This window comes from Lacinutrix sp. MedPE-SW, assembly GCF_001874145.1.
Lineage (GTDB): Bacteria > Bacteroidota > Bacteroidia > Flavobacteriales > Flavobacteriaceae > Lacinutrix.
Genome location: NZ_MPCX01000002.1, coordinates 11,950 through 33,961, shown reverse-complemented (window position 1 = coordinate 33,961; position 22,012 = coordinate 11,950). Strand labels below are relative to the sequence as shown.

The window sequence follows — 22,012 nt, the reverse complement described above, 5'->3', positions numbered from 1 at the left end:
AATATTTGTTTTTATCTTGTACTAAAATTTAATTAATGTCTAATAACTCTTCTTTTCAAGTTTATAATGCATCTGCAGGTAGTGGTAAAACCTATACATTAGTTAAAGAGTATTTAAAAATATTGTTTTCAACCTCAAGCAATTATCAGTTTAAAAATATTTTAGCAATTACTTTTACCAATAAGGCTGTTGGCGAAATGAAAGCAAGAATTTTAGAGATGCTAAATGTTTTTTCTTCTGCACATAATTTAAATGAGCCGCACGCAATGTTTTTAGATATTGCACAAGAATTAGAAATGGAGCACAAGGCGCTACAAAAAAGGGCAGAGATAATTTTACATACCATAATGCATAATTATGCTGCGTTCGATATTTCTACTATAGATGGTTTTAATCACAGGTTAATTAGAACCTTTGCTCATGATTTAAAATTACCTCTAAATTTTGAAGTAGAATTAGATACAGATTCTATTTTAAGTGAAGCTGTAGACCGTTTAATTGCTAAAGCAGGAGCTAATAAAGAGCTTACTAAAGTACTGGTTGATTTTGCGATTGAAAAGGCAGATGATGATAAAAGCTGGGATGTTGCATTAGATTTTAACAAAATTGCGAAACTTCTTATTAAAGAAAGTGATTTAGAATTTGTAAAGAGTTTAGAAAATAAGAGTTTAGACGATTTTAAAAATTTAAAGGTTAGTCTGAATTCTCAAATAAAAAAAACAGAAGAAAACATCATTGACGAAGCTTCAAAATTACTTGAGTTATTAGAATCTAATAACCTAGATTTTGATGATTTTACGGGTAAATTTTTACCAAATCATTTTAATAAAATTGCTAAAGGTATTTTTAATGTAAGTTTTGAATCTAAATGGCAAATTGATATAGCTGAAAAAACATTATACCCAAAAAGAGTTGATGATTTAAAAAAAACAACAATAGAGAATTTAAAACCAAAAATAGCAATAGCTTTTGAAAAAACTAAAAGGGATATTTTACATCTTAAATTTTTAAAAGCTTTTTATAAAAATCTCACGCCATTATCTGTTTTATCTGCAATAAACAAAGAACTTTTAGCAATTAAGGCAGAAGAAAGCAAAATGCTAATAAGTGAATTTAACGCTATAATTAGTAAAGAAATAAAAGGACAGCCAACACCTTTTATCTATGAGCGAATGGGAGAAAAATTTAAGTATTATTTTATAGATGAGTTTCAGGATACATCGCAAATGCAATGGGAAAATTTAATACCATTAATAGATAATACATTATCTGGAGAAAATATGAGATCTGAAAAAGGTTCTGCAATGATTGTTGGTGATGCCAAACAAGCAATATACCGTTGGCGAGGCGGAAAAGCAGAACAATTTATGTCGCTTTTTAATAAACAAACTTCACCATTTTTTGTAGAACAAGACGTAAAAAACCTAGAGTCTAATTTTAGAAGTTTAGAAACTATTGTAAACTTTAATAATTCATTTTTTAAACATGTTGCCTCTATGGCGTTTACAAATGAAGATTATAGTAGCCTATACCAACAATCTCACCAAAAGCCTTCAAACAATACAACTGGTTATGTAAGTTTAAACTTTATAGATTTTGAGACGGAAGATAGAAATAAAGATGAAATTTATACAGAGCATGTTTTAAACACTATAATTAAATGTCAAGAGCAAGGTTATAGCTTAAAAGATATTTCAATATTAGTAAGAAAAAAGAAGCATGGTGTTGCTATCGCAGAGTATTTAAATGGCAAAGGCATAAAAATTACATCTAGTCAAACAATGTTAATTAATAGTGCTCCCGAAGTACGTTTTATAAATAACATACTCACACTTTTAATTAACCCAAATAATATAGAATGTAAAGTAAATATTTTAAACTTTATAGCAGAAAAATATACCATAACAGATAAGCATACATATTTTATATCACATATGAATTTGCCGCTAGAAGCTTATTTTAAAAGTTTTGAGCAATTTAATATTTATGTAAATCCAAATAATTTAATACAGTTAGGCTTGTTTGACTTGGCCGAAACAATAGTGAGGCAATTTAACTTGGTAAATATATCAAACGCATATATTCAATACTATCTTGATGTTGTTTTAGAATATTCACAAAAAAACATTTCAGACTTATCTGCATTTTTAGAATATTTTAATTCAAAAAAAGAAAAGCTTAGTATTGTTTCACCGCAGGATCAAGATGCTATTCAAATAATGACTATCCATACATCAAAAGGATTAGAATTTCCAGTGGTAATTTTTCCTTATGCAGAAATAAATATATACGAAGACTTAGAACCTAAAGAATGGTTTAATTTAAATCCAGACCTATATAACGGGTTTAATTACGCATTGCTAAATTATAGCAAAGCTTTCGAAACATATGGAGAACAAGGAAATCAAATACATTTAAAACACCAAGCAGAATTAGAACTTGATAGTTTAAACCTATTATATGTTGCTTTAACAAGACCTGTAGAACAATTATATGTAATAGGAAAAAGAGATATTAATAAAAAAGGAAGTGTAAATTTAAAATCTTATTCTGGATTATTAATAGATTATTTAATGACTATTGGAAAATGGGACAATTTGCAAACACTCTATAGTTTTGGAAACCAAATAAAACCATTAAGCAAAATAAAAGCTAAAGATTTAAAAATCATAGACCAAAAGAAATTTATATCAACAGAAAAAAAAGATCATAATATTAAGGTAATAACTAATTCTGGTTATTTATGGGATACTAAACAAGAAGATGCTATAGAAAAAGGAAATTTGGTTCACGACATAATGCAAGACATTAAAACAAAAAATGATGTTTCGCCAGCAGTTAAAAATTTTGTTTTAAATGGTAATATAAATGAAGAACAAGCTAAAGGTTTAGAGTCTATTATACTTCAAATAGTAACACATCAGGAACTTGCTAAATATTATTCAGAAAATAATATAATTTATAATGAGCGAGACATAATTTCTAAAACAGGAAAACTATATAGGCCAGATCGCTTAGTAATTAGCAAAAACAATGAAGTTGTAATTATAGACTATAAAACAGGATTGCACAATCCCAAATACCAACATCAACTTCAGGATTATCAAGATGTTTTAGAAGAGATGAATTACAAAGTCACAAAAAAAATATTATTATATATTAATAAAGATATTACAATTAAAAGTTATAATTAATTGTTTCTAAATTTGCATAAAAAATATAAAGCATGTACGGTAAAATTCAACAACACTTACAAAACGAAATAAACGAAATAAAAGCTAATGGTCTTTATAAAGAAGAACGCATAATTACATCACCTCAAGGCGCAGAAATTACTTTAAGTACTGGTGAAAAAGTATTAAATTTTTGTGCAAATAATTATTTAGGTTTATCATCTCACCCAGAGGTAATTCAAGCAGCAAAAGATGCCATGGATACTCATGGGTTTGGTATGAGTTCTGTGCGTTTTATATGTGGTACACAAGATATACATAAAGAACTTGAACAAAAAATAGCAGATTTTTATGGTACAGAAGACACAATACTATATGCTGCAGCATTTGATGCTAATGGAGGTGTTTTTGAGCCTTTATTAGGGAAAGAAGACGCTATAATTTCAGATTCTTTAAACCACGCCTCAATAATAGATGGAGTAAGACTATGTAAGGCTGCTCGCTATCGTTATCAAAATAACGATATGGCAGACTTAGAAAAACAACTTATAGCAGCAAACGAAAACGGAGCAAGACATAAAATTATAGTAACAGATGGTGTGTTCTCTATGGATGGCTTAGTTGCTCCTTTAGACGAAATTTGTGACTTAGCAGATAAATATGATGCGTTGGTAATGATAGATGAGTGTCATGCCACAGGTTTTATTGGTGAAACAGGAATTGGTACCTTAGAAGAAAAAGGTGTTTTAGGAAGAATAGATATTATAACAGGAACATTGGGTAAAGCCATGGGTGGCGCTATGGGAGGTTATACAACAGCAAAAAAAGAAGTAATTGATCTTTTACGTCAACGCTCTAGACCCTATTTATTTTCAAATTCACTTGCACCTGCAATTGTAGGAGCATCAATAAAAGTTTTTGATATGCTTAAAAACGATACATCATTAAGAGATAAGTTAGAAAGCAATACCAATTACTTTAAAAAAGAAATGAAAGCAGCAGGATTCGATATTATAGACGGAGACTCTGCAATAGTTCCTGTAATGTTATACGATGCAAAATTGTCTCAAACCATGGCAAACATGTTATTAGAAGAAGGAATTTATGTAATAGGATTCTTTTTTCCTGTGGTACCAAAAGAAAAAGCAAGAATTAGAGTCCAGCTTTCAGCAGCTCATAAAAAGGAACACTTAGACAAAGCTATTAAAGGTTTTATAAAAGTTGGAAAAACGTTAGAAATCATTAAATAAGCACTTTAAATTTTATCATTTAGTAGCAATAACCAATATTTTTATATATTTGTCTTTGTTAATATTATTTAACAACTTATTTTTGCTTCTAATTAACACTTAAAAATTAAAATTTTTGAATATGAAAAATCTTAGCAGATTATTATTCGCATTAGTACTTATTGTAAGTTTCAATACTGCGAATGCACAAGACCAAGACAACCCATGGGCTGTTAAATTTGGTATAAACGCGGTTGACGTTTACCCAGTAGGAGAAGACGCACCACAAGGAGATTACTTTGATGAATACTTTAATGTAAAAGATCACTGGAATATTCTTCCATCTTTATCAACAGTTTCTGTTACTAAAAACGTTGGAGATAATTTTAACGTTCAAGTAGGAGGTTCTATAAACAGAATTTCTAAGTGGGGAGAATTTGGTTCTGGAACTCCTAGCGTAAAAGTAGGTGATTTAAGCTACTACGCACTTGATGCTAATGTAATATATAGTTTAGCTAACCTTTTAGGTACTAAAAAGTTTGAGCCAGCTATTGGAGTTGGTGGTGGTTACACTTGGATTGAAGAAGGATTATACAATAATAATGGTAGAGGAGGAAACAACAACATTGGTTCTGCTACTTTAAATGGTTCTTTAGGTTTAACATACTGGTTCTCAGAAAACGTAGGTTTATTTGTAGAGTCTAAATATAAGCACTCTTTCGAAGATTACTTAACTAAACATTTCCAACACTCTGCAGGTATTGCTGTTAAATTTGGTGGAAAAGACACAGATGGTGATGGTATCTACGATAAAAACGATGCTTGTCCAGATACTCCTGGTTTAGAAGCTTTCAATGGTTGTCCAGATACAGATGGTGACGGTATTGAAGATGCTAAAGATGATTGTCCAAACGTTGCTGGTTTAGCAGAATTCAACGGTTGTCCTGATACAGACGGTGATGGTGTAATTGACAGCAAAGACGATTGTCCACAAGTTAAAGGTCTTAAAGCATTAAACGGATGCCCAGATGCAGATGGTGATGGTGTAACAGATTCTAAAGACAACTGTCCTAACGAAGCTGGTCCTGCTGCAAACAATGGATGCCCTTGGCCAGATACAGATGGTGATGGTGTAACAGATAACGTTGATAAATGTCCAAAAGAAGTTGGTACAGTTGCAAACAATGGATGTCCAGAAGTTGTTGCTCAACCTACTCAAGAAGTTATCGATCAATTAAACAGCTATGCTAGAACAATCTTATTTGATACAGGTAAATCATCTTTCAAAGAGCAAACTAAAGAAGTTTTACGTAACATTACTGCTATCTTAAAAGAATACCCAGATTCTAACTTTACAATTGAAGGTCATACTGATAGTGTAGGTTCTAAATCTTCTAACCAAAAATTATCTGAAAGAAGAGCAAATGCAGTAAGAGATTACTTAATTGCTAACGGAATCAGTGCAGCAAGATTAACTGCTTACGGTTTTGGTGAAGATTACCCAGTAGATTCTAATGCTACAAGAAACGGTAGAAAAAACAACAGACGTACAGAGATTAAACTTAAAAAATAAGTTTCTCTATACTTTTAAATAAGTTATTAAAAACGCTTCGGTTTACCGAAGCGTTTTTTATTTTTATACAATGAAGAGTTTTATTTTTGATGTATTAACAGATTTAAAAAATAAAGGTGAAAACCTTTCTAACATTCACTTTATTTTACCAAGTAAACGTGCAGGTGTTTTTTTAAGGCAGGAATTATCAGCAGTAGTAAAAGAAACTATTTTTTCTCCTTATATTTTAAGCATAGAAGAATTTGTAGAAGAATTAGCACAACTTAAATCTACATTAAATACAGAGCTTTTATTTGAGTTTTATAATTCTTATATATCTTTAACTCCTAAAGCAGAGCAGGAATCCTTTGAAAGTTTTTCAAAATGGGCTCAAATATTACTACAAGACTTCAATGAAATTGATAGATATCTTATTCCTCAAGATAAAATATTCGATTACTTAAGTGCTATTAAAACTTTAGATCACTGGTCTCTTGATGATAATAAAACAGATGTTGTAAAAAACTATTTAAAGTTTTGGGATAAACTAAAAGTATATTACAAGCATTATAACAAAGCACTTATTAGTAAAAAAATAGGTTATCAGGGACTTGTATATAGAGAAGCTGTAAATAATATAGAAAGCTATATATCTACAACATCAAAAACACATGTTTTTTTAGGGTTTAATGCCTTAAATACTGCAGAAGAAACAATTATTCAAAATCTACTTGAAAACAATCTAGCCTATATATATTGGGATATAGATAAAGTATTTATAGACAATAAAATACACGATGCAGGATTATTTACAAGAGGACATAAACATAATTGGAAATATTTTAAAAAGCATTCATTTAATTGGGAGTCTAATAATTATACTACCAATAAAAATATAGAAATATTAGGTGTACCTAAAAATATAGGGCAAGCAAAAGCTATAGGAAACATTTTAGAAAAAATAGGCTCTAAAAATCCAGATTTTAAAAGTACCGCCGTTGTACTTGGCGATGAGAATTTATTAATTCCGGTGCTAAACTCTATACCATTAGACATTAAAAAGCTTAATGTTACCATGGGTTTTCCATTAAATTCAATTCCTTTAGCATCATTATTTGAACAACTTTTTTCAATACATAAAAAGCACACAAATAATTTTTATTATAAAGACGTTATAGCTGTATTATCTCATCAATTTATTAGACCATTATTTAATAATGAAACAACAAATCATGCTTCGCAACTAATAGAAAAAATTCAAAAAAATAATTTAGTATATATCTCTTTAGAAGATTTAATAAAATATAACGAAGGAGATAATAATATTTTAAAGCTTGTATTTTCTAATTGGAACAATAATGCAAGTACCGCAATAGAGCAAACATTTAGTTTAATTAAAACAATAAAGGAATATCTAACAATAGAAAAAGAAAACAACCTAATTTCTTTAGAGTATCTGTTTAGGTTTAACACGTTGTTTAATGAACTTTATAGGTTAAATAATACTTATGGTCATATAAATGATGTTTCGGCTTTGTTTAGTGTTTATAATGAGTTGCTGAGCTCTGAAACTTTAGATTTTCAAGGCGAGCCTTTACAAGGTTTGCAAATAATGGGTATGTTAGAATCTAGAGTTTTAGATTTTGATAATGTAATAATTTCAAGTGTAAATGAAGGTGTTTTACCATCTGGAAAAACAAATAATTCTTTTATTCCTTTTGATGTTAAATTAGAAAACAACTTACCCACTTATAAAGAAAAAGACGCCGTTTATACATATCATTTTTATAGATTACTACAACGTGCTAAAAATGTATATATTTTATATAACACAGAAGTAGATGTGTTAACTGGAGGAGAAAAGAGTAGATTTATAAACCAACTAGAGTTAGAAAATATTCATGATATAAAACATAATATTATAGCTCCAACTGTACCTAAAATCAACCTAAATCTAAAAGAAATAAATAAAACAGATGCTGTAGTTAAGCAATTAAAGCACATTGCAGCTAGAGGCTTTTCGCCGTCATCACTCACCAATTATATCCGTAATCCCTTAGATTTTTATTATCAAAACGTATTAGGAATAAAAGATTTAGAAGAAGTAGAAGAAACTATTGCAGCAAATACTATGGGAACAGTTGTTCATGATAGTTTAGAGGCACTTTACAAGCCATTTATTGGTAAGTATTTAAAGGCACAAGATATAACAAATATGAAGCCTTTAGTAAGTACAACAATTAGCAGTAATTTCTTAAAAGTTTACGCAGATGGAGATATGAGTAAAGGTAAAAATTTAATCATTTTTGAAATTGCAAAACGCTACGTAGAAAACTTTTTAGACTTAGAGTTAAAAGATTTAAAACAAGGAAATACCATAAAAATTATTGCACTAGAAAACCGTAGCGAAATTAATTTAAAAATTCCAGAATTAAATTTTAATGTACGGTTAAAAGGAACTGTAGATCGAGTAGACGAGTATAATGGAATAACTAGAATTATAGATTATAAAACAGGAAAAGTAGAGGGCAATCAAGTTGCTGTTATAGATTGGGAAGATTTAACTACCGATTATAAAAAGTATAGTAAAAGCTTTCAAATATTAGCATACGCTTATATGATGAATAAAGAAAAACCATTAAACTTTCCAATAGAAGCAGGTATTATTTCATTTAAAAATTTAAATGCAGGGTTTTTAAAATTCACAAAAAAAGAAACACCAAAAGGAAATATTAAAGACACTTTAATAACAAAGGAAACATTAACTAGTTTTTTTGAAGAGTTAAAGAAACTTATTATAGAAATTTGTAATCCAGATATTAATTTTATTGAAAAAGAAGTGTAATGATTTCTAAAAACCTAGTGCTAAAACGTAAAATAAAAAAACCAATTGTTTTTGATCTTTTCTTTAAAGAAAACACGCAGCAAAAACCAATAATAATTTTTTGTCATGGGTATAAGGGTTTTAAAGATTGGGGAAGCTGGGATTTGGTAGCAAAAACATTTATGGAAGCCAATTTGTTTTTTGTAAAATTCAACTTTTCACACAATGGCGGCACCATAAACAATCCAATAGATTTTCCAGACTTAGATGCTTTTGCAGAAAATAATTACACTAAAGAGCTTGACGATTTAGATGCAATTATTAACCATTTGCTATCCTCTAAATTTAAATATAGAAAAGAAATAGATGTTAATAATATAACTGTAATTGGTCACTCTCGTGGAGGTGGAATTTCTATAATTAAAGCCAGTGAAGACTCTAGATTATCTAAATTAATAACTTGGGCTAGTGTTTGCAATTTCTCTAAAAGATCTTCAACTATAGGAGATTTAGAAAATTGGAGAAAAACAGGTGTTAAATATGTTTTAAATGGAAGAACAAACCAAAAAATGCCTCATAACTTTCAGTTTTATGAAGATTTTAAGGCCAATGAAAACCGGTTAAATATTGAGAATGCTGCAAAAAAACTTAAAATTCCTTTTTTAATTATACATGCAAAAAATGATCCTTCAATTAAGTTTCATGAGGCAGAATGCCTTAATAGTTGGAATGCTAAAAGTGAGTTATTTATTGTAAATAATAGTGATCATGTTTTTGGAGCCAAGCATCCTTGGCAAAATAATACTATGCCAGAAAAATTAAAACAAGTTGTGGAAAAAAGTATTAGTTTTATTTTTAACTAAGCTATTTTTAATATGCTTCTTTTCTGCTCTAGTATTTTACTGTATAATACCTCTCTATTTACAGGTTTTGTTATATAATCATTCATACCAACATTTTTAACTTTTTCTCTAGCGCCATCTGTAGTATCTGCCGTTACAGCTATAATTGGTATATTTTTAATGTTGTGCATAGCAACGTCGTTTCTAATTAAAGAAGTAGTTTCATAACCGTCCATTATTGGCATTTGTAAATCCATTAAAATAATATCAAAATTATAATTTTCTAAAAGCTCTATTGCTTCCTTACCGTTTGATGCTACTTTAAAGTTTGTAATGGCTAGTGTTGTAAGCATTTTTTTCATTATAATTTGGTTCATTGTATTGTCTTCAACAACCAAAATTTTAACTTCTGTACTAAGCTTTTTTAAGGTTTCCTCTTTAATACTTTTTTGCTGTTTTACTTTTAAATCTAAGGTTATAGCGACAATGGTTCCTTTTCCAAATTCACTATCTATAGTTATGGTTCCTCCATATAAATCGACTAAATGTTTAACAATACTTAGCCCTAATCCAACACCACCAAAACTCCTTTTGTTGTTTAGTCGCATTTGCCCAAAACTATTAAATAGATTTTGTTTTTGGTCACTTTTAATACCAACTCCAGTATCTAAAATTTTTATAGAGATTCTAGCTGTTTTTTTAGTTTTTAAAGTGCTTGAAACGCTAAAGTCTATTTTTCCAAAGTTTGTGAACTTAACGGCATTACTAAGTACATTATTTATAATTTGAGAAAAACGCTCTGGGTCACCTTCTAAAATTTCTGGAAGAGTATCTTCAATATTAACATTGTATTTCAAACCCTTTTTTTCTGCCATTCGCTTCCAATTGTCACTAATTTGAATAATAGATTTCTTTGGGTTAAATGCTTCGTTTCTAAGTTTTAGTTCTCCTTTTTCAATTTTTTCAAAATCTAAAATATCGTTAATATTACTTAGTAGACTTAGTGATGCATGCTTAATAACTTGAAAATTTTTAAGCATTTCGTTATTTTGATTTTTACTTAACTCATCATCTGCAATACCCATAATTGCATTTATAGGTGTTCTAAATTCATGACTAATATTAGACATAAAATAACTTTTAAGCTCACTAATTTCTTCAGATTTATTTAAAGCTAAAACTTGAGACTCTTCTTTTTCTAAGCGTAAATCTCTAATTAAATTTGTCATAGATAGAGATAAAAAGATTACTTCTAAAGCAATGCCAAACTTAGCACTATTTAGTGTTAAAAAATTATTAGGTAGAAGACTTAAATTATTCATTAAAAAGCCAAGTAGGCCAATAATTAAAAAAAAGATACCAATAGTAAAATAAACATCTACTTTATAATTTTTAAAGCGTAAATAGAATAAGGTAGTAAGAATTACAATTAAACTTAGCATACCATTTATATTACTCATTGGATAAACCCATACCTTTGTTTGGTCATTAATAAATAATAAAATACATAATGCGATTATTATAGTATAAAGTATTTTAAAAACAACTTTTATATATTTTGTTCTCTTTCTAATTTTTAAAAAATGCTCGCAATATTTTAACAGAAAAAAGTTAGAAAATAAGCCTGCAGTTAGTACTGCTCGATTATTTAAAAAACCACCAGATGGCAGTATATATTGAAAAATTAAACCGTCTAAAGCAGATTGTAATAAAGCTATAGAGAGCACATAAATGCTGTAATATAAAAAGGTTTTATTAGATAGGCTTGTGTAAAAAAACAAATAAACTATTGCTGCCAAAAATAATAAGCCATAAAAAAAGCCTAAAAATAATTGTTGATTATAATTAGATTTCCAAAATTGATTTTCTGTATGTAAAATTAATGGTAGATTTAATGTTTCTCCATCACTTTTTAAATGAATGTAAAATTGTTGAATACTATTTTTAGGAAGCTCAATTTTAAAAATTGTTTTTCTATGCTGTACCTGTCTTTCGTTAAACGGTGTTGTATCTCCACTTTTAAAATGTGAAATTTTATTGTTGTGTATTTGGTATAAATTAGCAACATCTGTTACTGGTCTAGCAGTTTGTAAATAATAAATTTTAGTTTCGTTTGAAGGATTTTCTAATTTAAAATTTAGCCAATAATTATCTGTTGTAAAGCCAACACTTTCATTGTCTAATGTTAATGGTTTAAACTCAAGGTTAGCTTCGCCCAAAATAATATCATTTATAGATACATTAGAATTTGAAGTATTTGCAAAACTTGTGTACTCGTAAAGCTTACCTTTACTATGTAAAGGATTATAAGGTGGGTTTTGTGCTAAACAAATACAATGAATAGTACAGAGCACGAAAATTAATACTTGCCGCATTTTTTGTTAATTTGGGTGGTTATCAAAAAAAAGTCAAGTACAACTAAAAATAGAAAATTAATAGCTGAACATTCTATATACGCAATATAATAAAATTTAGTTTTTAAAAAAGGTTATGTCTGTTTTTCAGTGTGTTAAAAAAAATAATTGTAAATATAATATGTTTTAATTACAAAAAATATTGAATTTATAAGTGTGTAATATTTCATGTTACATTAAAACTAACGACCTTAGTTGTTTTTTAAATACAAAATAATTTTGAGTACTAATATTAGTTTAAAACATATAAATAAACTTGCCATACCAGCACTTATAGCAGGAGTGTCTGAGCCAATTTTATCATTAACAGATGCAGCGATTATTGGAAATGTAAACCTAAATGCTACAGAAGCTTTAGCGGCAGTTGGTATTGTATCTACGTTTTTATCTATGCTTATTTGGGTATTTGGCCAAACAAGAAGTGCGTTATCATCTATTGTTTCTCAATATTTAGGTGCTAATAAATTAGAAGAAATTAAAAACTTACCGTCGCAAGCCATATTTATAATTACTGCGTTAAGTATTGTTATAATATTTATTACCTACCCATTTGCTGGTTATATTTTTAAATTTTATAACGCCGAAAATCTTATTTTAGATTATGCCATAGAATATTATAAAATTAGAGTATTTGGTTTTCCGTTTACATTATTTACAATTGCTGTTTTTGGCGCATTTAGAGGTTTGCAAAATACTTTTTATCCAATGATTATTGCAATTATTGGAGCGAGTACAAACATTATTTTAGATTATGTTTTAGTGTATGGTGTTTCAAATTTAATACCAGCCATGCATATTAAAGGAGCAGCTTTTGCAAGTGTGGCTTCACAATTTTTTATGGCAATATTATCAGCTTATTATTTATTAAAAAAAACAAATATTCCGCTATTGGTTTCATTTCCATTTAATAAAGAAATTACGCGTTTCTTAGCTATGATTGGTAATTTAATAATTAGAACAATAGCATTAAATGTAACACTATATTTAGCGACTAGTTTTGCTACAAATTATGGTAAAGAATATATTGCAGCTTATACAATAGCTATAAATTTATGGTTTTTAGGAGCTTTTTTAATAGATGGTTATGCAAGTGCAGGTAATATTTTGTCTGGAAAATTATTAGGCGGTAAAGAATATAGTAAATTAATAAGCTTAAGTAATAAATTAATAAAGTATGGTATTATTGTAGGTATAATTATGGCTTGTATAGGTAGTCTTTTTTACTTATCAATAGGAAAAATTTTTACTAAACAACCAGAAGTTTTAAAACAATTTTATAGCGTGTTTTGGTTAGTACTTGCTATGCAACCACTGTGCGCATTGGCCTTTATTTTTGATGGAATGTTTAAAGGATTAGGAAAAATGAAAGATCTTAGAAACCTATTATTAATAGCAACCTTTTTAGTATTTATTCCTGCATTATATATTTTAGATAAAAACAACTTTAAAATTTTAGGTGTTTTTATTGCTTTTACACTCTGGATAGTTGCTCGAGGTATACCATTAATTATAAAATTCAGGAAAGAATTTTTACCACTATCTCAAAAGGGTTAACTTTGCCACTTAAAGCGCATTAAAATATAACTTTATGGAAATATTAAATTTTTTAGGCGGTAGTGGTTTTTTTGCCATCTTAGCCTTAGTAATAATCATTATCTATGTTTTTAATAGATATAGAAATCGCAGATAATGGCAAATATTAGAATTACCAAACTCTTTTCGTTTGAAACTGGCCATGCGCTTTACGGTTATGATGGTAAGTGTAAAAACGTACACGGACATAGTTACAAACTTTCGGTAACAGTTTTTGGGCAACCTATTACAGACACTAATAATGTTAAATTTGGAATGGTTATAGATTTTTCAGATTTAAAAAAAATAGTAAAAGAAGAAGTTGTAGATGTGTTTGATCATGCTACAGTGTTTAATAAAAACACACCACATGTTGAGTTAGCTAAAGAATTAAGCGATAGAGGTCACAACGTACTATTGGTAGATTACCAGCCCACAAGTGAAATGATGGTTGTAGATTTTGCCGAAAAAATAAAAAAACGTTTACCAGATAATATACAATTACACTCTTTAAAACTTCAAGAAACAGAAAGTTCGTATGCAGAGTGGTACGCGACAGAAAATAAATAAGTATGCAAATTCCCAAAGGAAAAAAAATATACTTTGCTTCAGATAATCATTTAGGAGCACCAACACAAAAACAATCTTTTCCAAGGGAAAAAAAGTTTGTAGCCTGGTTAGATGAAATTAAAGAAGATGCAGCGGCAATATTTTTACTAGGTGATTTATTCGACTTCTGGGCAGAATATAAAACGGTAGTACCAAAAGGCTTTACTAGAACATTAGGAAAGCTTGCCGAAATTAGCGATTCTGGTATTCCTATTTATTATTTTGTAGGCAATCATGATCTATGGATGAATGGTTATTTTGAAGAAGAACTTAATATACCAGTTTACCATAAACCTCAAGAATTTACTTTTAATAACTCAACATTTTTAATTGGTCATGGCGATGGTTTAGGCCCAGGAGATAAAGGCTATAAACGCATGAAAAAAGTATTTACTAATCCAGTTGCAAAATGGTTTTTTAGATGGTTACATCCAGATTTAGGTGTGCGATTGGCACAATACCTATCTGTTAAAAATAAACTTATTTCTGGTGATGATGATGCTAAGTTTTTAGGAGAAGATAAAGAATGGTTAGTACAATATTGTAAACGTAAGCTTACAGAGAAACATACAGATTATTTTGTGTTTGGTCACAGGCACTTACCATTAAATATAAATCTAAACGAAACGTCAAAATACATTAATCTAGGCGATTGGATTACATATTATACTTATGGAGTTTTCAATGGAGAAACACTAGAGCTTAAAGAATACTAATTTTCCAGTTCTATAATATCGTCATTATCTATTATAGTTTGAAAGTTTAGCATAAAGAACCCAAAACAATACTGCACTAGAGATTCGCTAAAATTAACTGTAAGAGCTAAAACAACATTTTTTTCTTGAAATAAGTACACAATTAACCCAGATGTACAAGTAAGTAAATAACCTATTCCAGTTAAAAACAATAATATTACTTTAGGGTGATTGTTAATTGAAGTAATATAAAAGCAACAAAAAATAAAAAAAGTAAATAAAAGTACAGTTATAGTAAAAAACATATAACTATTAAGGCTTAACTCATTAATAAACAGCATATATAATGAGAATATAATGTATGTTAAAGCTGTAGCAACAACTAGAAATATAAGTAAATTTATTCCTTTAAGTTTTAGTTTTCCTTTTTTTAATAAAGGTAATAACAAGATTATGCCAGAGACAAAGCATACAGTATAACCTAATAAAATCCAAAAGAAGTTAAAGAAGTAAGTCTTTGAGCTATCCATAAACTCAACAGCCATTGCACCAATATAAAACACATAAAATAAAGGCTTAATTTTTTTTGCAAAGCAGCTGTAAGCAATTAAAACTATAGCATGAAAAAATGTTTTAAAATAACCTTCTAAATAACTAAAATCTGTTATAGATATTATAACACTAAAAAGACCTAAAATTAGAGCTAGTCTGTATGTGAGTTTTTTTGTTAACAAGTTAGGAGATTTGGTTTTAAAAACTAAAAAAGGATCTAATTAAGTAATAAATCTAAACTCATAGCATCTATTTTGCCATCGGGAAATAGATTGTTTTTTTCCTCAAATGTTTTTAAAGCATCAGACGTTTTTTTTTGGTAAACGCCATCTATTGGAATATCAAAACCTTTAGCAACTAAAAGTTTTTGCATTTCATATATAAAAGCACTTTTTTCTCCAGAGTATAACGTTCTTTCAGGCAACATTTCTTTTATCATAGCTTTATATTTTGAAGCTGTTTCAGTTTCACGTAAATCTGAAAACGAAAGATTTTTTGATTCTAAAAGCTTAATATCATTATTGTTTAAACCTTCTTTTTTTAAACTTTGTGATTGTTCTAAAATTGCTTTATAAAAATTAACTTTAGCTATTTTCTTCCCATATTGGTTTACTGCTAAAGTTGTTGTTTCATCATCATTCTCAGGGCTTCTAACATCAATATTATTTACACTCCACTGCATTTGCATGTAATTATTGGCTGCTTCTATCGCTTCAAAATAATTAGATACTGTAGAAGGGTTATGGTAGTTTAAATCTATGTTTTTTGAAGCTGTAATATTTGCGTTTTTAGGATGAAACCGTTGGTAGTCCTTATATTGACCGTAAGCAAAGATTAATACGATAACAATTAAAATAAAAATGAGAATTTTTTTCATTTGAGAAAGAATAAATAGCTATTTACACAAATATAACAGAATTTTATTTTTAATCTATTCTAAGGGTATTTCCTTGCTAAAAAAATTAGAGCTTAACTATTATTATTTGCTTCAAAATCTTTAGTTAAATCTAATTTTCTAAAACTTGGAGATACAATAGCTGTTGTAATAACAGTAATTAACGTCATGCTTCCTCCAAAAACAACCGCTGTTGCTGTGCCCATAAGTTTTGCGGTTAATCCGCTTTCAAAAGCACCTAACTCGTTAGAGCTACCAACAAACATTGAATTTACAGACGATACACGACCACGCATATTATCTGGTGTTTTAAGCTGAAGAATAGTTTGCCTTATAACCATAGAAACACCATCTGTAACACCACTAAAAAAGAGTGCGACTACAGATATCCAAAATGTTGAAGACAAGCCAAAAACAACAATACAAACTCCAAAACCAAAAATGGCAATAAGTAATTTCATTCCTGCATTTTTACTTATAGGAATATACGCAGTAACTAACATAGTTAAAAAAGCACCAACTGATGGAGCAGCAACTAAAATACCAAAACCTTGCGGGCCAACTTTTAAAATATCTTCAGCAAAAACAGCTAAAAGTGCTACAGCACCACCAAATAAAACCGAAACCATATCTAATGTTATAGCGCCTAAAATGGCCTTTGTTTTAAACACAAAACTTACGCCTTCTTTTAAACTTTGCATTACAGGTTCTCCAATTTTAGGATTAAGTATTGGTTTTTTAGAAATTTGAAACACCATAAATAGTGCTGCCATTACTAAAGCAAAAACAATACATAATGAAAAATGAACACCAATCCAACCTATAGAAAAACCAGCAAAAGCAACACCTAAAACACGAGACATTTGCCAAGTAGAACTATTCCATGTCGCGGCATTAGGATAGATTTTTTTTGGTACTATTAAAGCTACTAAAGAAAAAATAGTTGGCCCGAAAAAGGAACGTAAAAAACCACCAAAAAACACTAAAGCATAAATAGAATACAATAAGCTGTTTTTAGACCAAGTTTGAGAAACACTATCTGATGTTAACCAGAATAAAGCAAAACTAATAATAGAGAATGCTGCTAAACATATAGCAAGTAAGTTTCGTTTTTCGCGTTGGTCTACTATATGTCCCGCAAATAAAGCCATAGTAAAAGCAGGTATAATTTCCATTAAGCCTATAATACCAAGCGATAGAGGATCTTTTGTTAAAGCATAAACTTGCCATTCTATAACAATAAATTGCATAGACCAGGCAAAAACTAGTAAAAATCGCATGATTAAAAAAAGATTAAATTCTTTAAACCGTAGTGCTGCGTATGGGTCGTTTTTAGACATTAAACGTTATAATTTTATAGAAACACAAAAGTAAAGTAACGCAGGTTTATATTTTAATTTTTATCCATTAGTTTAAACTCAACGCGTCTGTTTTTTGCTCTGTTTTCTTCAGAAGAATTTTTTACTAATGGTTTAGAACTACCAAAACCAAACCACTGTATTCTTTCTTTTTTTAAACCTTTTGAGATTAAATATTCTGAAACAGATTTTGCACGTTGTAAAGACAATTCTTGGTTTCTTTTAGTTAAACCAACATTATCTGTGTGGCCATATATTTCAATATTAAGGTTTTTATTTTCTTTTAAATGAAGGTTTAATTTATCTAATTCTTCTATAGAAGTGTTTACTAATATGGCTTTATTGAAATCAAATAAAACATTATTAAAAGTATAAATGGTTTTTGTTTCTAAGGGTTTTGCTTTATCAACTTTACTTAACGTTTTTTTTGATAGTTTAAGAGTTGTTACACTTACATCATCTATATAATAATAAGTAAATTGTCTTTCTGCTGTACTCCAAACCTCCTGTATTTTAATTACTCTATTTGTTTCAAAATTTCCAATAGTCATAAATTTTTCAAAACCATTTGCAGTATATTCTAATGTAACTTTAGTCCATTCTTGAGTGTTAGAATAAAAGCTTTTATTCTCAATTTTCGAATATTTGTATTTTATATTATCTTTTTTTAAGTATTTAAAATGAATAAAATTTTTGCTTTTACTATCTAATTCTTCTGAAGTAAATAGCACTCCAAAATTGTTATTGCTATGAGAAGAACAGTCTGAAAGACTGATTTGAAATGTAATTAAATATTTTGTTCCTTTTGCAAGTTGTGAAACTAATTTGGTTTGTATGTATTCTCTGTAACTTGCAGGAGCAAAGGTGTAAATACCAGAGTAAGCATTACCTGTTTTTGGTTCTTGAAACCCAACATAATTTTCAAAGCCTAAATCTTTACTGCAATTATTAAAATAGTCTGTAGAACCATAATTTGAGCAAGACCAATTAATAACATTTTCATGAAAAGCTCCCTTGTTTTTAGGACAGTTTTTAAATGCTTCAAAACTAGAATTTAATACTAGGTTTTGAGCAATACTGTGTCCAAAGGCAAAAAATAAAAGCGTTGTAATTTTTAATTTCATATGTGTTAAAACGAAATAACACATTAATTATTCTTTTAAATCTCTTAACTTTAGTTGTAAAGACACATTGCCTTGCCATTCATTTTCATCTATAGAATAAACGGCTTTAAAACGCTTGTTATTTTTAATTAAGTTAAGCTTATCACTAAGTCCAAAACCAATGCAAACAATTGCATTACTACCAGGTTGTTTTACTGTTATTCGTAAATGTTTATCGTCTTCACCTACACATTTACCATAACCAGTATCTTGTAAATTGTCAGTCATAAAAACAGGAGACATATTTCCTGGACCAAATGGTGCAAATTGGCTTAATATTCTGTAGAATTTATCTGAAATATCATTAAGTTCTATTTGCCTATCTATTGTAATTTCTGGTGTTAGTAGTTTTTTATCTATTGTAGCTTGTACTACTTCTTCAAACTTTTGTTTAAAAGCCTCGTAGTTTTCCTCTTTTAAAGTTAATCCAGCAGCATATTTATGACCACCAAATTGCTCTATATGTTCAGCACAAGCTTCTAAAGCATTATAAACATCGAAACCTTTTACAGATCGTGCCGAAGCTGCTAACTTATCTCCACTTTTTGTAAATACTAATGTTGGTCTATAATAGGTTTCTATTAATCTACTAGCTACAATGCCAATAACACCTTTATGCCAATTTGGTTGATAAACGACTGAGGTTAAGCGGTCTTTTTCGTTATTATCTTCAATTTGTTGTAAAGCTTCTATGGTAATATGTTTATCGGCTTCACGCCTATCTGTATTAAAATCTTCAATTTCTTGAGCGTAAACTTGAGCAGTTTGCACATTAGTTTCGGTTAATAAATCTACGGCATATTGGCCATGTTTCATTCTGCCTGCAGCATTTATTCTTGGTGCAATTACAAACACAACATCTGTAATGGTAAGTGTTTCTTTTTTAATTTGATTTATTATCGCCTTAAATCCTGCTCTTGGCGCACTATTTATTACTTGTAAACCAAAATAAGCTAGTATTCTATTTTCTCCAGTTATTGGAACAATATCTGCTCCAATTGCTGTAGCAACCAAGTCTAGATATTCTTGTAAATCTTCAACGGTTTTTCCTTTTTTTGAAGCTAAAGCTTGTATTAATTTAAAACCTACGCCGCAACCACATAATTCTTTATAAGGGTAATTACAATCACTTTGTTTTGGGTCTAAAACGGCTACTGCATTTGGGACTTTGTCTCCAGGTCTATGGTGATCGCAAATTATAAAATCGATGTTTTTTTCTTCCGCGTAAGCGATTTTATCAATAGCTTTTATACCACAATCTAATGCAATAATTAGTGTGAAATTATTGTCTTCGGCAAAATCAATACCTTGAAAAGAGATGCCGTAACCTTCGTTATAACGGTCTGGAATGTAAGTGGCAACGTTTGGATATTCACTTTTTAAATACGATGACATAAGCGATACCGCTGTTGTACCATCTACATCGTAATCGCCATACACTAAAATATTTTCGTTGTTTGCTATAGCTACCTCTATGCGTTTTACTGCTTTTTGCATATCCTTCATTAAAAAAGGGTCGTGCAAATGTTTTAAACTTGGTCTAAAAAAGTCTTTTGCTTGCTCGTATGTTTCAATGCCACGTTGCGCTAAAAGTGTTGCAACAGGTTCTTCTACTTGTAAAGCATGTTGTAAAAATTGTACGGTTTCTAGATTTGGTTTAGGTTTTAAAGTCCAACGCATTAAAAGTGTAGTGTTTTAGTAATAAACTATTTATTAAATTGAATGGTAATGAATTTTAGTGTTTACTGTTGCAAATTGTCTAAACATTTCCATAACACCACAATATTTTTCAATAGATAGATCTACAGCCTTTTTTATTTTTTTTTCGTTTAAATCCTTGCCATAAAAATGGTAGTCTACAGTTACGGTATGGTATGTTTTTGGATGTTCATCTGTTAATTCTCCAGATACTTCAATTTTAAAATCTGAAAATTCTGTTTTCATTTTTTCGGTCACAGAAACTACATCTAGTCCAGAACAGGCTGCTAAAGAGGATAACATTGCTGCTTTTGGCCTTAACGATTTATACGGGTCGTTTTCTTCTTCTGAAACACCTAAGTTAAAACTATAACCACTTGGATTATCACTTTCAAAAATCATTTTTTCTTTCCAAACAGTTGTTACTTTATGCGACATAATTAAAGTTTTTTTCGTTTATTGATACTATCAAAAATACTATTAAAAAACAAATATATGCCATTAGTTACGCCTTTAGAAGCAGAACATGATTTAGAAACAAAAAAACTTGCCGAATTTTTTAACGAGACCTTAGGTTTTTGCCCAAACTCGGTATTAACCATGCAAAGACGACCAGCAATTAGTAAAGCGTTTATTAATTTAAATAAAGCAGTAATGGCTAACGAAGGTCGAGTAACTTCTGCTTTAAAACGAATGATTGCCTGGGTGAGTAGTAATGCTACTGGTTGCCGCTATTGTCAAGCTCACGCTATTCGTGCTGCCGAAAGATATGGTGCAGAACAAGAACAGTTAGATAATATTTGGGAATATAGAACGCATGAAGCTTTTAGTGAAGCAGAACGTGCTGCATTAGATTTTTCACTAGCAGCTTCTCAAGTTCCTAATGCTGTAAATGCAGATATACAAAAACGTTTACATGAGCACTGGGATGAAGGAGAAATTGTAGAAATGCTTGGTGTTATTTCTCTATTTGGTTACCTAAACCGCTGGAATGACTCTATGGGAACAACACTTGAAGGTGATGCTATTGAAAGCGGAAACCAATATTTAGGGAAACATGGTTTTGAAGTAGGAAAACATATTTAATAATAACAATAAAAAAACCTCAGTTATAATAGTTGAGGTTTTTTTTATTACTATTTGTATAAAACACATTAAGAGATGTTTATGTGTTTTATCGGGTTAAAATTACTACTCATCTTTTTAATTACACTTTAACGAATTATTACAGAATATAATCTAATAACTTTCTCTACAATTGAATCCTATTTTATTTTTGTGCAGTTCAAATAAATTTATTTATTGAAGAGTAATACATATTGTTTTTGTTATTACTTTTGCAACCCTTTTTTACAGAAAAGTATTTACTGTAAACAGCTTTGTGAATAATTGTTTCAATTAAAGTTTAAAATATATTTCTGAGTAATTAATTTTAG

At 29.2% G+C, this 22,012-nt stretch carries 16 protein-coding genes; 9 read left to right on the top strand and 7 right to left on the bottom strand.

Annotated features, from left to right (window positions below):
- Positions 1–35 precede the first annotated feature (35 nt).
- The 5 genes from BM549_RS02355 (at position 36) to BM549_RS02335 (ending at position 9,641) form a co-directional block, all read left to right on the top strand.
- Positions 36–3,194 (top strand): exodeoxyribonuclease V subunit beta, encoded by a 3,159-nt coding sequence (locus BM549_RS02355; protein WP_290468800.1) that lies wholly within the window; start codon positions 36–38, stop codon positions 3,192–3,194.
- Between the two features lie 32 nt (positions 3,195–3,226).
- On the top strand, positions 3,227–4,423 hold the full coding sequence (gene kbl / locus BM549_RS02350; protein ID WP_290468799.1) for a glycine C-acetyltransferase: 1,197 nt from the start codon (positions 3,227–3,229) through the stop codon (positions 4,421–4,423).
- Positions 4,424–4,544: 121 nt separating this feature from the next.
- The gene (locus tag BM549_RS02345) at positions 4,545–5,975 is read left to right on the top strand and encodes an OmpA family protein (RefSeq protein ID WP_290468798.1); all 1,431 of its coding nucleotides are present in this window, start codon (positions 4,545–4,547) and stop codon (positions 5,973–5,975) included.
- A gap of 70 nt (positions 5,976–6,045) precedes the next feature.
- A complete protein-coding gene (locus BM549_RS02340; protein WP_290468797.1) occupies positions 6,046–8,799 on the top strand; it encodes a PD-(D/E)XK nuclease family protein in 2,754 nt (917 codons plus the stop codon).
- Entirely contained in the window at positions 8,799–9,641 is an 843-nt protein-coding gene (locus BM549_RS02335) for an alpha/beta hydrolase (protein WP_290468796.1), read from the top strand. Before BM549_RS02340 ends, BM549_RS02335 begins: the two co-directional genes overlap by 1 nt.
- On the opposite strand, the gene BM549_RS02330 is transcribed toward BM549_RS02335, so the two are convergent.
- Entirely contained in the window at positions 9,638–11,995 is a 2,358-nt protein-coding gene (locus BM549_RS02330) for a hybrid sensor histidine kinase/response regulator (protein ID WP_290468795.1), read from the bottom strand. The genes BM549_RS02335 and BM549_RS02330 overlap by 4 nt on opposite strands.
- 258 nt (positions 11,996–12,253) lie before the next feature.
- On the opposite strand from BM549_RS02330, the gene BM549_RS02325 reads away from it, so the two are divergent.
- From BM549_RS02325 to BM549_RS02315, 3 genes are all read left to right on the top strand, one after another.
- A complete protein-coding gene (locus BM549_RS02325; RefSeq protein WP_290468794.1) occupies positions 12,254–13,588 on the top strand; it encodes an MATE family efflux transporter in 1,335 nt (444 codons plus the stop codon).
- 135 nt (positions 13,589–13,723) lie between these two features.
- The gene (locus BM549_RS02320; protein WP_290468793.1) at positions 13,724–14,176 is read left to right on the top strand and encodes a 6-carboxytetrahydropterin synthase; all 453 of its coding nucleotides are present in this window, start codon (positions 13,724–13,726) and stop codon (positions 14,174–14,176) included.
- Positions 14,177–14,178: 2 nt separating this feature from the next.
- The gene (locus tag BM549_RS02315) at positions 14,179–14,931 is read left to right on the top strand and encodes a UDP-2,3-diacylglucosamine diphosphatase (RefSeq protein WP_290468792.1); all 753 of its coding nucleotides are present in this window, start codon (positions 14,179–14,181) and stop codon (positions 14,929–14,931) included.
- Here BM549_RS02315 and BM549_RS02310 read toward each other — a convergent pair.
- From BM549_RS02310 to BM549_RS02285, 6 genes are all read right to left on the bottom strand, one after another.
- Positions 14,928–15,644, bottom strand: a complete 717-nt coding sequence (locus BM549_RS02310) for a hypothetical protein (RefSeq protein WP_290468791.1) — start codon at positions 15,642–15,644, stop codon at positions 14,928–14,930. The two genes, BM549_RS02315 and BM549_RS02310, sit on opposite strands and share 4 nt — an antisense overlap.
- Positions 15,645–15,679: 35 nt before the next feature.
- A complete protein-coding gene (locus tag BM549_RS02305; RefSeq protein WP_290468790.1) occupies positions 15,680–16,339 on the bottom strand; it encodes a peptidoglycan-binding domain-containing protein in 660 nt (219 codons plus the stop codon).
- Between the two features lie 92 nt (positions 16,340–16,431).
- Positions 16,432–17,697: an MFS transporter gene (locus tag BM549_RS02300; protein ID WP_290468789.1), complete on the bottom strand. Its 1,266-nt coding sequence runs from the start codon at positions 17,695–17,697 to the stop codon at positions 16,432–16,434.
- Between the two features lie 53 nt (positions 17,698–17,750).
- Positions 17,751–18,839 (bottom strand): OmpA family protein, encoded by a 1,089-nt coding sequence (locus tag BM549_RS02295; protein WP_290468788.1) that lies wholly within the window; start codon positions 18,837–18,839, stop codon positions 17,751–17,753.
- A 27-nt stretch (positions 18,840–18,866) separates the two neighbouring features.
- On the bottom strand, positions 18,867–20,558 hold the full coding sequence (gene recJ, locus BM549_RS02290; protein ID WP_290468787.1) for a single-stranded-DNA-specific exonuclease RecJ: 1,692 nt from the start codon (positions 20,556–20,558) through the stop codon (positions 18,867–18,869).
- Positions 20,559–20,591: 33 nt separating this feature from the next.
- Complete coding sequence (locus BM549_RS02285; RefSeq protein WP_290468786.1) at positions 20,592–21,014, bottom strand: OsmC family protein; 423 nt, start codon at positions 21,012–21,014, stop codon at positions 20,592–20,594.
- Between the two features lie 57 nt (positions 21,015–21,071).
- Between BM549_RS02285 and BM549_RS02280 the strand changes: the two genes are divergently transcribed.
- Positions 21,072–21,662, top strand: a complete 591-nt coding sequence (locus BM549_RS02280) for a carboxymuconolactone decarboxylase family protein (protein WP_290468785.1) — start codon at positions 21,072–21,074, stop codon at positions 21,660–21,662.
- The last annotated feature ends 350 nt before the right edge of the window (positions 21,663–22,012 follow it).

Coding starts and splice junctions, on each gene's coding strand:
- BM549_RS02355 (WP_290468800.1), top strand. CDS start 36: ATGTCTAATAACTCTTCTTTTCAAGTTTATAATGCATCTGCAGGTAGT.
- kbl (WP_290468799.1), top strand. CDS start 3,227: ATGTACGGTAAAATTCAACAACACTTACAAAACGAAATAAACGAAATA.
- BM549_RS02345 (WP_290468798.1), top strand. CDS start 4,545: ATGAAAAATCTTAGCAGATTATTATTCGCATTAGTACTTATTGTAAGT.
- BM549_RS02340 (WP_290468797.1), top strand. CDS start 6,046: ATGAAGAGTTTTATTTTTGATGTATTAACAGATTTAAAAAATAAAGGT.
- BM549_RS02335 (WP_290468796.1), top strand. CDS start 8,799: ATGATTTCTAAAAACCTAGTGCTAAAACGTAAAATAAAAAAACCAATT.
- BM549_RS02330 (WP_290468795.1), bottom strand. CDS start 11,995: ATGCGGCAAGTATTAATTTTCGTGCTCTGTACTATTCATTGTATTTGT.
- BM549_RS02320 (WP_290468793.1), top strand. CDS start 13,724: ATGGCAAATATTAGAATTACCAAACTCTTTTCGTTTGAAACTGGCCAT.
- BM549_RS02315 (WP_290468792.1), top strand. CDS start 14,179: ATGCAAATTCCCAAAGGAAAAAAAATATACTTTGCTTCAGATAATCAT.
- BM549_RS02305 (WP_290468790.1), bottom strand. CDS start 16,339: ATGAAAAAAATTCTCATTTTTATTTTAATTGTTATCGTATTAATCTTT.
- BM549_RS02300 (WP_290468789.1), bottom strand. CDS start 17,697: ATGTCTAAAAACGACCCATACGCAGCACTACGGTTTAAAGAATTTAAT.
- BM549_RS02295 (WP_290468788.1), bottom strand. CDS start 18,839: ATGAAATTAAAAATTACAACGCTTTTATTTTTTGCCTTTGGACACAGT.
- recJ (WP_290468787.1), bottom strand. CDS start 20,558: ATGCGTTGGACTTTAAAACCTAAACCAAATCTAGAAACCGTACAATTT.
- BM549_RS02285 (WP_290468786.1), bottom strand. CDS start 21,014: ATGTCGCATAAAGTAACAACTGTTTGGAAAGAAAAAATGATTTTTGAA.
- BM549_RS02280 (WP_290468785.1), top strand. CDS start 21,072: ATGCCATTAGTTACGCCTTTAGAAGCAGAACATGATTTAGAAACAAAA.